At 66.0% G+C, this 13,209-nt stretch carries 15 protein-coding genes; 9 read left to right on the top strand and 6 right to left on the bottom strand.

Annotated features, from left to right (window positions below; genetic code table 11):
- Window positions 1–26: 26 nt before the first annotated feature.
- Entirely contained in the window at window positions 27–374 is a 348-nt protein-coding gene (locus SPDO_RS00905; RefSeq protein WP_088365583.1) for an arsenate reductase, read from the top strand.
- A gap of 491 nt (window positions 375–865) precedes the next feature.
- Here SPDO_RS00905 and SPDO_RS00900 read toward each other — a convergent pair whose 3' ends face one another.
- Window positions 866–1,117, bottom strand: a complete 252-nt coding sequence (locus SPDO_RS00900) for a DUF2171 domain-containing protein (RefSeq protein ID WP_088365582.1) — start codon at window positions 1,115–1,117, stop codon at window positions 866–868.
- A 98-nt stretch (window positions 1,118–1,215) separates the two neighbouring features.
- Between SPDO_RS00900 and SPDO_RS00895 the strand changes: the two genes are divergently transcribed.
- From SPDO_RS00895 to phhA, 4 genes are all read left to right on the top strand, one after another.
- Window positions 1,216–1,518, top strand: a complete 303-nt coding sequence (locus tag SPDO_RS00895) for a hypothetical protein (protein WP_088366286.1) — start codon at window positions 1,216–1,218, stop codon at window positions 1,516–1,518.
- Complete coding sequence (locus SPDO_RS00890; RefSeq protein WP_088365581.1) at window positions 1,518–1,718, top strand: hypothetical protein; 201 nt, start codon at window positions 1,518–1,520, stop codon at window positions 1,716–1,718. Before SPDO_RS00895 ends, SPDO_RS00890 begins: the two co-directional genes overlap by 1 nt.
- A 65-nt stretch (window positions 1,719–1,783) precedes the next feature.
- On the top strand, window positions 1,784–2,839 hold the full coding sequence (locus SPDO_RS00885) for a ribonucleotide-diphosphate reductase subunit beta (protein ID WP_088365580.1): 1,056 nt from the start codon (window positions 1,784–1,786) through the stop codon (window positions 2,837–2,839).
- Between the two features lie 120 nt (window positions 2,840–2,959).
- Window positions 2,960–3,832 (top strand): phenylalanine 4-monooxygenase, encoded by an 873-nt coding sequence (gene phhA, locus SPDO_RS00880; protein WP_088365579.1) that lies wholly within the window; start codon window positions 2,960–2,962, stop codon window positions 3,830–3,832.
- A gap of 21 nt (window positions 3,833–3,853) precedes the next feature.
- Here phhA and SPDO_RS00875 read toward each other — a convergent pair whose 3' ends face one another.
- The 4 genes from SPDO_RS00875 to SPDO_RS00860 all read right to left on the bottom strand — a co-directional run bounded on the left by SPDO_RS00875 (window position 3,854) and on the right by SPDO_RS00860 (window position 8,316).
- Window positions 3,854–4,792 carry a 50S ribosomal protein L11 methyltransferase gene (locus tag SPDO_RS00875; RefSeq protein ID WP_088365578.1) on the bottom strand — a complete coding sequence of 313 codons (939 nt, stop codon included), beginning with the start codon at window positions 4,790–4,792 and terminating at the stop codon, window positions 3,854–3,856.
- Window positions 4,782–5,483, bottom strand: a complete 702-nt coding sequence (locus SPDO_RS00870; RefSeq protein ID WP_088365577.1) for an SDR family NAD(P)-dependent oxidoreductase — start codon at window positions 5,481–5,483, stop codon at window positions 4,782–4,784. Before SPDO_RS00870 ends, SPDO_RS00875 begins: the two co-directional genes overlap by 11 nt.
- 66 nt (window positions 5,484–5,549) lie before the next feature.
- Entirely contained in the window at window positions 5,550–6,920 is a 1,371-nt protein-coding gene (locus SPDO_RS17225) for a methyl-accepting chemotaxis protein (RefSeq protein ID WP_088365576.1), read from the bottom strand.
- A gap of 52 nt (window positions 6,921–6,972) precedes the next feature.
- Window positions 6,973–8,316: a methyl-accepting chemotaxis protein gene (locus tag SPDO_RS00860; protein WP_088365575.1), complete on the bottom strand. Its 1,344-nt coding sequence runs from the start codon at window positions 8,314–8,316 to the stop codon at window positions 6,973–6,975.
- A gap of 191 nt (window positions 8,317–8,507) precedes the next feature.
- On the opposite strand from SPDO_RS00860, the gene sdhC reads away from it, so the two are divergent.
- Genes sdhC through SPDO_RS00840 form a run of 4 tightly spaced genes read left to right on the top strand, consistent with a single transcriptional unit; the run spans window position 8,508 to window position 12,618 of the window.
- Window positions 8,508–8,933 carry a succinate dehydrogenase, cytochrome b556 subunit gene (gene sdhC, locus SPDO_RS00855; protein ID WP_281252538.1) on the top strand — a complete coding sequence of 142 codons (426 nt, stop codon included), beginning with the start codon at window positions 8,508–8,510 and terminating at the stop codon, window positions 8,931–8,933.
- The gene (gene sdhD, locus SPDO_RS00850) at window positions 8,933–9,313 is read left to right on the top strand and encodes a succinate dehydrogenase, hydrophobic membrane anchor protein (RefSeq protein ID WP_088365573.1); all 381 of its coding nucleotides are present in this window, start codon (window positions 8,933–8,935) and stop codon (window positions 9,311–9,313) included. Before sdhC ends, sdhD begins: the two co-directional genes overlap by 1 nt.
- Window positions 9,313–11,115, top strand: a complete 1,803-nt coding sequence (gene sdhA, locus SPDO_RS00845) for a succinate dehydrogenase flavoprotein subunit (RefSeq protein ID WP_088365572.1) — start codon at window positions 9,313–9,315, stop codon at window positions 11,113–11,115. The genes sdhD and sdhA overlap by 1 nt, the downstream gene beginning before the upstream one ends.
- A gap of 12 nt (window positions 11,116–11,127) precedes the next feature.
- The gene (locus tag SPDO_RS00840) at window positions 11,128–12,618 is read left to right on the top strand and encodes a DUF389 domain-containing protein (RefSeq protein ID WP_245828955.1); all 1,491 of its coding nucleotides are present in this window, start codon (window positions 11,128–11,130) and stop codon (window positions 12,616–12,618) included.
- On the opposite strand, the gene SPDO_RS00835 is transcribed toward SPDO_RS00840, so the two are convergent.
- Window positions 12,603–13,208, bottom strand: a complete 606-nt coding sequence (locus SPDO_RS00835; protein ID WP_245828952.1) for a 2-hydroxychromene-2-carboxylate isomerase — start codon at window positions 13,206–13,208, stop codon at window positions 12,603–12,605. The two genes, SPDO_RS00840 and SPDO_RS00835, sit on opposite strands and share 16 nt — an antisense overlap.
- Window position 13,209 lies beyond the last annotated feature (1 nt).

Genomic DNA, 13,209 nt, shown 5'->3' with positions numbered 1-13,209 from the left:
TGCGCGACGATCCGGAGCTCTATTTCATGACGGCCATTCTCTACGGCATCCCAGCCTGCGACAGCGTCAAGAAGGCGCGCACGTGGCTAGACGATCACAAGGTCGCCTACCGCTTTCACGATTACAAGAAAGCGGGCGTGGATCAGGCGGCGCTTGAGCGCGCGGTCGATCGGCTCGGCTGGGAAAAGGTGCTCAACCGGCAGGGCACCACCTTCCGCAAATTGCCCGAGAGCGAGCGCGCCGATCTTGACCGCGCACGGGCGATGGCGATCATGCAGGCGTATCCGTCGTCGATCAAACGCCCGCTGCTCGAACATGGCACGGTGATCGAGGCCGGCTTCTCCGCCGATCGCTACGCCACGTTGCTTGGCTGAGCGCGCGGCCGGCGATACCGCAAGCTGCCGGCGCGACATCGCCTTGACAGCGCGCCTTGCATGCAGAACATTACACGAACACGGCGGTCCGATGGCCGGTTCGGCGCGTGGCAACTACATACCAGATGTTGAGCGACGCGCGCGATCCGATCGCTACATCTGGTCTTTTTGGCGTGGTGCGGACGGCCACTCTGCGCTATTCTGATTCGCGATCGGCCGTGCTGCGGTGCGGGCTCCCGAATCGGTGAAGCCGGGTTGATCGTTTGGCTAGGAGCGAGCGGATGAAAGGCACGACACGTCGATACGCCCCTGCGCCGCCAGGCGGCGTGGCGATGGCTGTCGGAAATGATTGCCGCCGCTGCGTCGCGCGCGCCGGTCGATCCGCCGCGCGCTCGTCCCGATATGCGAACGGGCAGCGCCGGCGTCCCGGCACTGCCCGCATGATCGGCCGTGATGGCCACCCTGCCCCCTTTACGGGAGCAGGCGCTGCATCACTCGGCGTCTTCGAACATGTCGACGGCGTTCTGCGCCGTTGCGCTCAGCCGCACGGTGTCGCCTTCAATCTCCGCCACCAGGCCGGCCGGCAAATAATGATGCTTGGCGCCCTTCCCGTCTTCGGTCGAGGGGCTGTCGTTCTTGGTCAGCTTGATCCGCTCACCCTCGACATGGTCGACCGTGCCGACGTGAACGCCGTCGGCGCCGATGACCTTCATATGCTCTTTGATGTTGCTGTGGTCGTGCATTGCGGTTCTCCTTTCGGGTTGGCAACACAACGACACATCGCGGCTTTGGATGCATACGGGGTCGCATTGTGACGCGGCGCAACGAAACGGCGGGGTTGCTGCGTGGTTGGCGGACGGCGGCGTCGGGCATTGCGCTCGCGCTGCTGCTCACCGCCTGCGCCACCCAGAGCGCCGGCACCGTCGCCCAGGCGCCCGGCACGCCGGGGTTCCTCCTCGGCCTGTGGCACGGCTTCATCTTCCCCGTCGCCTGGGTGCTCAGCCTCTTCATGCGCGATGTCGCGATCTACGCCGTGCCCAACAACGGCGGATGGTACGATTTCGGCTATTTCGTCGGCATCGTCTTCCTGGGCGTCGGCGCGCGCAAGACACGGACCGTCTATGTTTCGCGCCGGGTGGGCTGATGACGTGGCAGATCCTTGCCATGTATGCCTTCGCGCTCGCCTTCGCGCTGGTCGGCGCCGGCCTGCTGCTCGCGCTCGCCCGACCGCGCAGTGCGGGGCAGGTTTATGCCTTTCGCATGATCGGCATCATGGCCCTCGCCGGCGGCGTCGTGCTCGCCATGAGCGCCACCGCCATGTGGCAGTGGAGCACCGGCGGATGACCCCGCCTTTATGCCCGACACGCATCACGTTCATGAATTTTGCCAATTACCGTTCGGAGTAACCCATGCCCCTCCTTCAAGCCTCCAAGCAGTACAAGCCGTTCGAATACCCCTGGGCATTCGAATATTGGAAGCGTCAGCAGCAGCTTCACTGGCTGCCCGAAGAAGTGCCGCTGGGTGAGGATTGCCGCGACTGGGCGCAGAAGCTGACCGATCACGAGCGCAACCTGCTGACGCAGATCTTCCGCTTCTTCACCCAGGCCGATGTCGAGGTGCAGGATTGCTACCACGAGAAATACGGCCGCGTGTTCAAGCCGACCGAGATCAAGATGATGCTGACCGCGTTCAGCAACATGGAAACGGTGCACATCGCGGCGTACAGCCACCTGCTCGACACGATCGGCATGCCGGAAAGCGAATATGGCGCGTTCCTCGAATATGCCGAGCTGAAGGACAAGCATGATTACATGCAGAACTTCGGCGTCGACAGCGACGAGGATATCGCCCGCACGCTCGCCATGTTCGGCGGCTTCACCGAGGGCGTGCAGCTGTTCGCCAGCTTCGCGATGCTGATGAACTTCCCGCGCTTCAACAAGATGAAGGGCATGGGGCAGATCGTCAGCTGGTCGGTGCGCGACGAGAGCCTGCATTGCGAGGGCATCATCCGCATGTTCCACGCCTTCTGCCAGGAGCGCCAGTGCCTGACCAAGGCGGTGAAGGACGATATCGCAGACGTGTGCCAGACGACCATCCGGCTCGAGGACAATTTCATCGACCTCGCCTTCGAAATGGGCCCCGTCGAGGGGATGAAGCCCAAGGACATCAAGAAGTACATCCGCTACATCGCCGACTGGCGGCTGGGGCAGCTGGGCCTGAAGCCGATCTACATGATCGACGAACACCCGATCCCGTGGCTCACGCCGCTGCTGAACGGCGTGGAGCACGCGAACTTCTTCGAAACCCGCGCGACCGAATATTCCAAGGCCGCGACCAAGGGCCAGTGGAACGACGTGTGGGATTCGTTCGACAAGCGGCAGAAGGCCAAGGTCGCCCCGGCCGCGAACGAGGACCCGAGCGACGACGGCGACATGTTCTCGCGCGCCGGCGTCGCGGCGGAGTAAGCGCTCAAGCACATGGCGGCGCGTTGGCATGACGAGGTGTCGACGCGCCGCCACCTCTCCAGCGGCTAGTTACAAACGCAACTATCTTGAAGCCGGGTGACGCCATGCTATGTCCTGTTCATGGCTGATACATCACCCGCCACCCCGCCTGCCGGCGTCGCCGCCGACTGGACGATCCCGCAGGATTGGGCGCACTACACGCCCGAGGATCACGCCACTTGGGACACGCTGTTCGCGCGCCAGGCAAAGCTGCTCCCGGGCCGCGCATCGGACGCATGGCTGCGCGGGCTTGATGTCCTGAAGCTGTCGAAACCGGGCATTCCCGATTTCGAGGAGTTATCCGATCGGCTGATGAAGCTCACTGGTTGGCAAGTCGTCGCCGTGCCGGGCCTGGTGCCGGACGACGTGTTCTTCGACCACATGGCCAACCGCCGCTTCGTCGCAGGCAATTTCATCCGCCGCCCCGATCAACTCGACTATCTGCAGGAGCCCGACGTCTTCCACGATGTCTTCGGCCATGTACCGATGCTCGCGGATCCGGTCTTTGCCGATTACCTGGAAGCGTACGGCCGCGGCGGACAGCGCGCCATGCAGCATGACGCGCTGAAGTATCTCGGGCGGCTCTATTGGTACACGGTCGAGTTCGGCCTGATCGCGGAACCAGACGGGCTGCGCATCTATGGCTCAGGCATCGTGTCGAGCTATGCCGAAAGCCGCTTCGCGCTCGACGATCCGTCACCGCACCGCCTGAAGTTCGACCTCGCCCGCGTGATGCGCACGGATTACCGGATCGACGATTTCCAGCAGAATTACTTCGTCATCCCGAGCTTCGACGAATTGCTGCGTGCCACGGTCGAAACGGACTTCGCGCCGCTGTACGAGCAGATCAAACAGCAGCCCGAAATCGCGGTGGCGCAGATCGTCAGCGATGACGAAGTGATCACCCGCGGCACGCAGCATTATGCCACCGCAAAGACCGGCGCGCACGGCTGATCCCAGCCGTGCGCCCCCGGCTCAGATGTCCAGCGCCCAGCCGTCGCGCCCCTTGGGGTCGGGCGGGCTCTGCGGTACGAAGCGGTCGGCGCCGGCGGTCAGGCGCAAGATCGTCCAGTCGCCGCGGCGATCCAGTGTGTCGAGCGTGACGCCGCAAGCGGCAAAGGCAGCCACCACGGCCTCGCGCTGCGTTTCCAGCAGGCCGGCGAGCAGGATCCTCGCGTTCGCATCGGCAATCGCCGCCAGTTCCGGAGCCATCGACACCAAAGGACCCGCCAGAATATTGGCAATCACCAGATCATACGGCGCGCGCGCCGTGATCGCATCGTTCAGCGCGCCGTCCGCGACGATCAGTTCGACACCATCGACCTGATTGGCCGCAGCGTTTTCCCGCGTCACATCGACGGCGGCGGGATCGATGTCGGTCGCGGTGATGGCGGCGTCGGGCCAGAGATGCGCCGCCGCAAAGGCCAGCACGCCCGTACCGGTGCCAACGTCGATCACGTTGCGGAAGGACCTGCCCGCCAGCCCGTCGAGCATCGCTAGGCAGCCGCTCGTCGTCGCATGATGGCCTGTCCCGAATGCACGCCCGGCGTCGATCAGCAGGGCACGCCCACCTTCAGGCGCCGCAGTCGGATGGGCGCTGGTGTGCACCACGAAGCGCCCTTCGCGGATCGGCTCCAGCCCCTCCTGCGACATGGCGACCCAATCCTGCGGGCTGAGCGCCGTAACCTCGGCCGGGGTACCCGCGGCACTCGGCACCAGCGCGCGCAGCGCCGCCAGCATCGCGTCGCTCGGCTCGTCTTCCATGTAGGCGTCGAGCCGCCAGCGTTCGACATCGTCCTCCACCTCTTCGGTGGTCATCAGCACCGCGTCGATCGCCAGGTCGTCCGCGGCATCGATCGCCTCGGCCTCCGCACGGGTGCACGGCAGGGTGACGCGCCAGCTGTCAGCGGACATAGCTCGCCCCGTTCACATCGAGCACCGCGCCCGTCATCGAGGCCGGCGCATCGAGCGCCAGCCACCGCGCCATCTCCGCCACCTCGTCGGGCATCGCGACGCGCCCCAGCGGAATATCGGCGAGCAGCTTGTCCCCGCCGCGGCTCGCCAGATACTCGTCGGCCATGCCGGTCATGGTGAAGCCGGGGCAGATCGCGAAAGCCAGAATGCCTTCCTTCGCATAGCCACGCGCGATCGTCTTCGTCATGGCGACCATACCGGCCTTGGCGGCGGCATAATGCCAGTGCGCCGGGCTGTCGCCGCGATAAGCGGCGCGGCTTGCCACATTGACGATCCGCCCCGGCACACCGCGCGCTTGCCAGTGGCGCACCGCCAGGCGGCACAATTCGGCAGAGGCCGTGAGATTGATCCGCATGGTGCGCTCCCACCCTGCCAGCCAAGCCGCATCGTCGCCGTCGAGCGGATTCGCCTCGAACACGCCGGCGTTGTTGATCAGCACGTCCACGCTGCCGAGCTGGTCCAGCGCCTCCTGCCACAGCGTCGCAGCCGCGCCGGGCTCATCAAGGTCCGCTGCGACGAGGCCATCGATCGCACGCGTTGCCTGGCCGACAATTGTGGCAGCGGGCGCGATCGCCGCGCGAATAGCAGCGCCGATCCCGCGCGATGCGCCGGTAAGAAGAATGTTGGTCATGCCCTCGCCATAAGGGGCCTTGCGCCCTGGCTCAATTCATCGCGGGAGCAGTACCGTCTCTTTGCGTCAGGCGACCTGCGCGCTGAATGTCACGGCGGCCGTGCGCAGCGTACTCAGCCGATCGTCAATGGCGGCAAACTCGGCATCCAGGATCTCGAAATCGCGCGCAAATGCCTGCCCTTCCTGCATAATCGTCGCCATGTTTCCGGCGGTGGCGTCGGCTGCCAGCGCGGTCTGGTCCACCGCAGCGGTGATCGCCGTCACGGTCTGCCCTTGCAGCTCCATCGCGCGCCGAATGCTTCTGGCGGAACTCTGCACCTCATCGATGGTGCCGCGAATGCCGTTATTGGCATCAACGGTGACGCGTGCGGCATTCTGGATCGCGGCGATCTGGGCCGCGATATCGTCGGTGGCGCGCGCCGTCTGGTTGGCAAGGCTCTTCACCTCTTGCGCCACCACCGCAAAGCCGCGTCCCGCATCACCCGCGCGCGCCGCCTCGATCGTGGCGTTCAGCGCTAGCAGGTTCGTTTGACCGGCAATGTCGCGGATCAGCGCCAAGATCGACTCGATCGACTTGGCATGGTCGCTCAGTGCCTCGCTGACGCCGACGGCGCGGTCCGCCTGACCGGCCGCCCGGCTCGCGATCTCTGCCGCGGCCTCCACCTCGACGCGCGCGTCCTGGATCGCCCGGATCAAGCCAGCCGCGGTCGATGCCGCGTCGCGCATCGCCAATGCCGATTGTTCGGACGCGGCGGCCACCTCGGCCCCGCGCCCAATGATCGCACTTGCCGACGATGCTGCGGTCGTGGCTTGCGAGCGCACCCGCTGCCCCAGCGCCGCCGCCCCCTCGATTGCACCCGCGATATGCTCGTGAAAGGCCTGCGCCTGCGCGCTGCGCTGCGCCGCAACTTCCCGTTGCACGATGTGCGCCATGTGCGCTGCCATAACGTCAGCTTCGATCAGCGCGAGCCGCTGCACCACATCCGCGCAGCGCCGCATGCGCGCGCAATCGCCGGCGATCCGGGTTTCGATCAAGGCCAGCGTTCGGGCATGGGCATAAGCCAGCGACGTCAGCAACACCGCCAAGGGCACGCCCGCCTCATAGGCCGCATCGGCATGTTTGGTCGCCGCGATATACCAGGCGTCGTCGAACGGCGCGGCGTATTTGATTTCCACGTAACGGGCGCTGCGGATCCGCTGCCGCTCCAGCCAGCTTTCGTTATCCGCCGACGATACATGCCGGGCCGCTGCGCCGCCCAAGTAATGCGCCCAGAATTCGGCAGAAATCTGGTAACAATCCGCCGACGACAGGAGTGCGGTGATGTCGCTGGCGGCAGCGCCTATGTCGCCGTCCCAATCGTAATTGCGAACATGCGCGGCGAATGAGCGGGTCGCACCATCTGGTGACGCCACCTCCGCCAAGACACTGCTGACCATCGTGATTTCTCCTGCACACCGCCTTGGCAGCGTTCGTATTTTTTGGTGTCGTTCAAACGGCCACGCGGGCTGCGAAGTCGCCCGCCCGGCCACTCAGCGCGCCCAGCCGCCCGGCCAGCCGATCGAAGCCGGCACCAAGGGCGTCGATCTCCACCGCGACCCCATCGGTATCGCTGTGGATCGCCGCGATCGTGCCCGACATGGAATCGGCGGCAAGCGCGGTTTCGTCGACCGCCGCGGTGATCGCCGTTACCGTCTGCGCCTGCGCCTCCATGGCGCCACGAATGCGCGTGGCGGAGGTCTGGACCTCGTCGATGGTGCTGCGAATACCGGCATTCGCCTCGACGGTGACGCGGGTCGCCGCCTGAATCGCCCGGATCTTGGCGGCGATATCGTCCGTGGCGCGCGCCGTCTGGTTGGCGAGGCTCTTCACCTCCTGCGCCACCACCGCGAAGCCGCGGCCCGCGTCCCCGGCTCGCGCCGCCTCGATCGCGGCATTGAGCGCGAGCAGGTTGGTCTGGCCGGCGATCTCCCGGATCAGCCCCAGGATCGATTCGATCGACTTGGCGTGATCGCTCAGCGCTTCGCTGACGCCCACCGCCTGATCGGCCTGCCCGGCCGCGCGCGTCGCGATCTCGGCCGCAGCTTCCACCTCGGCGCGCGCATCCTCGATCGCGCGGATCAGGCCGGCCGCGGTGGCCGCCGCATCGCGCATTGCCAGCGCGGATTGTTCGGCCGCGGCCGCGACTTCGCTCGCTTTGCCCAGCACGCCGCGCGCCGACAGCGAAGCGGTGGAGGCTTGCCCGCGCAGTTCGCTGCCCTCAAGCGTCGCCTCTTGCGCCGTTGCCGCGATGCCCTCCTGAAAGTCGGCCGCCAGCCTGTCGCGGGCCACCTGCGCGCTATAGGTGCGATATTCGGCGAACAGCGCCACCGTGATTTCACCTTCCAGCGCCGACAATTGCATCAGCGTGTCGACATACGCCGCCAGGCGCGGGTCGGCGGCACCGCACCGCGTCATCAGAACGTTAAGCGCCGCCCGATCGCTTGCGCTGATCATCGAAAGAAGCGCCAGCGGCGACACCTCCGCCTTGTAGGCGGCGGCGACCGATCGCTCGATCGATTCGATCCACGCCACGCCTTCGGTGTCCAGGAACCGGTTACGCAGGAACTCGCAGCCGATATCGATCATCTTCGAAATTTCGTGTGCCGCCCAGCCCCGCCCGTTATCGAAAAAACGTTGCCACTGCTGCCAATAGGCTTCCGCGATCGCGCGCACGTCCGGCTCGATCAGCCGCCACACGTCGCGGCTCGCCTGCCGCATCGTTCCATCGAAGTCGAACACGCGCAATCTGGCCTGCAGATCGATCGTGCGGGCAAGCGCGCCCGCGGTTGGCAATTCGACGGGCAAGATCTTGCGCTCCGTGGTTGACGTGGCACCCTGCTACCAAGCCATTGGTTAAGTCGTGGTTAGAGACATGGCTGCCTGACCTGCGATCGATTCGCAGTAGACCGCTCGCGCTTGCAACATCGGCGCATGGGTTTCATAGACCGCCCCAAATCGTCGGCTCACCGCAGGAAACGCAAGCTTTGGCCACCAAACCAGCCCGCCCGAAAAGCCCGCATCTGTTCAGCGGCCCCATGTCGCTCCACTACAAATGGAGCCCTGCCATGACGGTGTCGATCATGCACCGCGTCACCGGCAGCGGCATGGCGACGGTCGGCGCGTTGCTGCTCGTCTGGTTCCTTGCCGCGCTGGCGTCGGGCGATGCGGCCTATGCCACCTTCCGCGACGTGTTCACGCTCAGCGACGGGCGGCTCAACATCATCGGCTGGGTACTCGGCGTCGGCCTCACCTTTTCGCTGTTCCAGCACATGATGAGCGGCATCCGCCACCTCGTCTTGGACACCGGCGCGGCGTTCGAGCTGAAGCTGAACCAGAACCTGGCGCGGCTCACCTTTGTCGGCTCCACTGTGCTGACGCTCGCTTTCTGGCTCTACGTGGGGACCAAGTAATGGGTTCGGGAACCTCGATCGGCCGCGTCCGCGGCCTGGGCAGCGCACACGCCGGCCCGCATCACTGGTGGCACCAGAAAATCACTGCCGGGTCCAACATCCTGCTGATGAGCTGGCTGCTGATCTCGCTCGCGCGCCGTCCGGGCTATGATTACGGCGCGATGCGCGAATGGATGTCGACTGCCTGGGTCGCGGTGCCGATGCTGCTGCTGGTCCTGTCGGTTTTCTATCACTTCCGCATGGGCCTGCAGGTCGTGATCGAGGACTACCAGCGCGACGAGCGCCGCGTAGTCGCGATGGTCGCGCTCAACCTGTTCACCGCTGCCGTCACCGGCACCGCCATCTTCGCGATCCTCAAGATCGCCTTCGGAGCGAATTGATGCCCGCCGCTTACCAGATCATCGACCATACCTATGACGCGGTCGTCGTCGGCGCCGGCGGCTCCGGCCTGCGCGCCACGATGGGCATCGCCGAAAGCGGCCTGAAGACCGCCTGCATCACCAAGGTGTTCCCGACCCGCAGCCACACGGTGGCGGCGCAGGGCGGCATCGCAGCGAGCCTGGGCAACAATTCGCCCGATCACTGGTCGTGGCACATGTACGATACCGTCAAGGGTTCCGACTGGCTCGGCGACCAGGACGCGATCGAATATATGGTGCGCGAGGCACCGGCTGCGGTGTACGAGCTGGAGCACGCCGGCGTGCCGTTCAGCCGCAACGACAACGGGACGATCTACCAGCGCCCGTTCGGCGGCCACATGCAGAACATGGGCGAAGGCCCGCCGGTGCAGCGCACCTGTGCCGCGGCCGACCGTACCGGCCACGCCATGCTGCACGCGCTGTACCAGCAGTCGCTGAAGTATGATGCGGACTTCTACATCGAATATTTCGCGCTCGATCTCATCATGGAGAATGGCGCCTGCCGCGGCGTGATCGCGCTGAACATGGAAACGGGGCAGATCCACCGCTTCCGCGCGCACTCGGTCGTGCTGGCAACGGGCGGCGGCGGCCGCGTGTACCAGTCGGCAACGTCGGCACACACGTGCACCGGTGACGGCAACGGCATGGCGCTGCGTGCCGGCCTGCCGCTGCAGGACATGGAGTTCGTGCAGTTCCACCCGACCGGCATCTACGGCGCGGGCGTTCTCATCACCGAGGGCGCACGTGGCGAAGGCGGCTATCTGACCAATTCCGAGGGCGAGCGCTTCATGGAGCGTTACGCGCCGAGCGCAAAGGATCTTGCCAGCCGCGACGTCGTGTCGCGTTCGATGGCAGCGGAAATGCGCGAGGGCCGCGGCGTCGGCAAGGACAAGGATCACATCTTCCTGCACCTCGATCACATCGATCCCAAGGTGCTGGCGGAGCGTCTGCCGGGCATCACCGAGACGGGCAAGATCTTCGCCGGCGTCGATCTCACGCGTCAGCCGCTCCCCGTTACGCCCACCGTCCACTACAACATGGGCGGCATCCCCACGAACTATCACGGCGAGGTCGTCCAGCTAAAGGACGGCAACCCGGACGCGGTGGTCCCCGGCCTGTTCGCGGTCGGCGAAGCGGCCTGTGTGTCGGTGCACGGCGCCAACCGGCTGGGCTCCAACTCGCTGATCGACCTTGTCGTGTTCGGCCGGGCGACCGGGCTGCGCCTCAAGGAAACGCTGAAGCCGAACACGTCGCACAATCCGCTGCCCAAGGGCTCGGAGGAGATGGCACTCGCGCGTCTCGACCATTTCCGCAACGCCACCGGGGGCTCGCCCACTGCGAAGATCCGCGCCGAGATGCAGAAGACCATGCAGCGCCACGCCGCCGTGTTCCGCGACAGCGAGCTGCTGGCCGAGGGCGTGACCAAGATCGACGCGATCTACAAGTCGATGGAAGACATCGGCATTACCGATCGCTCGCTGATCTGGAACACCGATCTGGTCGAGACGCTGGAACTCGACAACCTCATCAGCCAGGCGGTCGTGACGATGCGCGGCGCGGAAAACCGCAAGGAAAGCCGCGGCGCGCACATGCACGAGGATTATCCGGAGCGCGACGACGCCAACTGGATGAAGCACACGACCGCCACCTTTGAGGGCTGGGGCGGCAAGGGCGGCCGGTGCGAGCTCGGCTATCGTCCGGTGCACGATTACACGCTCACCGACGACGCCGAGTACATCAAGCCGAAGAAGCGCGTCTATTAAGCCCTGAACGACGTGGGCGGCCTCACCAGATCGCGCGGCGCGGTGATCGCGCGCTGGTGGCGCTCGCGCGCGTCCGGCAAGGTGCATCATGCCGCGGTGGTGGAGCGGATCGCGGCCGAATCGGGCTGGTCCGGCTCCTATCTGTTCGCGATCCTGATCTCCGCCGGCATCGCGGTTCTCGGCCTGCTGCTGCCGTCCAGCGCCGTGATCATCGGCGCCATGTTGATCTCGCCATTGATGCTGCCGATCATCGGGCTCGGCTTCGGCATCGCCACTTTTGACCTGACGGAGATCCGCCGGGCGCTATCGGCGCTGCTGCTGGGTGCGCTCGTCGCGGTGGCGCTTTGCACGCTGATCGTCGTCGCCTCCCCGATCCAGACGGTGACGTCCGAGATCGCGGTCCGCACCCGGCCAAATTTGTTCGACCTGCTGGTCGCGCTCCTGTCCGCGCTCGCCGGCTCCTATGCGGTGATCAACGAGCGGTCGACCACCGTGGTGGGCGTGGCGATCGCCACCGCCCTGATGCCGCCGCTCGCGGTCGTAGGTTTCGGCCTTGCCACCCAGAATTGGACGGTGCTGGGCGGCTCGCTGCTGCTGTTCATCACCAACCTCATCACCATCGCGTTGACCGCGGCAACGGTGGCGCGCCTCTATGGCTTTGGCGCGCATCTCTCGCCCACGCAGACCCGGCTGCAAGGCACGCTGATCGTCGCCGGGCTCGCGGCCCTTGCCGTGCCCCTTGGCCTCGCGCTGAAGCAGATCGCGGTGGAAAGCTTCGCCCGGCGTCAGATCCGCGAGGCGGTGCTGCAACCGTTCAGCCCTGACGCACGGATCAGCCAGCTCGACATCGATTTCGATCGCAAGCCCGCCGTGGTGCGCGCGGTCGTACTCACGCCAACGATCGTGCCTGGCGCCGACGCCAAGGTGATCGCCGCGACCCGCGCGGCAGTGCTGATGCCGCTCGACCTCCACGTCGATCAGGTCCGCGTGGGGATGGAAAGCGGCGCCGGCGAGGCAGCGCAGATCGCCGCAGCACAGGCCGGGGACAATCGGGCAACCGTGGCGCGTGACGCCCGCAACACGGTTGCAGAGCGCGTCAGCCTGCTCGCCGGCGTGCCCGAAAACATGGTGCTCGTGGATTCCGATGCGCGCCGGGTCGCGGCGCGGCTGGCGCCGCTGCCGGGCGCCGATTTCGCCACCTATCGCGCGGTGGAGCAGCGCGCGATCACCGCCTCGCCGAACTGGTCGGTGACGTTGAGCCCGCCCGATGGCTCCCTGCTCCCGGTTGCCATCGAAGATGACGTGCCGGACGCCGACGGGCTGGCGCTGGCGATCTGGGCAGCGCGCCGGCTCGATCGCGGCATCACGGTTTCCGGCCCGGCCGCCGCGCGCGACGCCGCCGTCGAGCAACTGACAGCGCAAGGTATTCGCGCCACCGCCGGCGCCGCGCGGCGCGGCACGACCCTGACGCTCGAATGGACCGCGCCTCAGGCCGAGGGCTGAGCCGCAATCGCCGCGCGTACCAGCGGCATGCGATCGTTGCCGAAGAACATGTCATCGCTGCCGACAAAGATCGTCGGCGAGCCGAAGCCGCCGCGCGCGATCAACTCGTCCGTATTGTCGCGCAGCTTCGCCTTGATTTCGTCCGTCGCGATAGCCGCAAACAAGGCCGCGGCATCCACCCCGGTCCGCGCGACCACATCGGCGATCACCGCATCGTCCGAAATGTCGCGGTCCTCGGTCCAATAAGCGTGAAAGGCGGCGCGCGCGAAATCGACGCAATCCTGCCCCAGCCAGCAGCAGCCCCGCATCACCTTGACGCTGTTGACCGGAAAGACGGTGGCAGGAAAGTTGATCGTCAGGCCTTGCAGCCGCGCCCAATCCTGCAAGTCCTTCAGCATGTATCGCGCCTTGGCGGGCACGGGGTTCCTGCGGCTCTCGTACACACTGCCGTTCACCGCATTGAAGACGCCGCCGACGAGGATCGGCCGCCATGCGATGTCGGCACCCATTTCGCCGGCAAGCGTCTGGATGCTTTCAAAGCCGAGCCACGTCCACGGGCTGGAGCAATCAAAGAAGAACTCGATCATCATC

It is taken from the genome of Sphingomonas dokdonensis, assembly GCF_002197685.1.
Lineage (GTDB): Bacteria > Pseudomonadota > Alphaproteobacteria > Sphingomonadales > Sphingomonadaceae > Sphingomonas > Sphingomonas dokdonensis.
The sequence above is the reverse complement of the archived record's forward strand: the minus strand, read 5'-3'. Positions and strand labels throughout refer to the sequence as shown.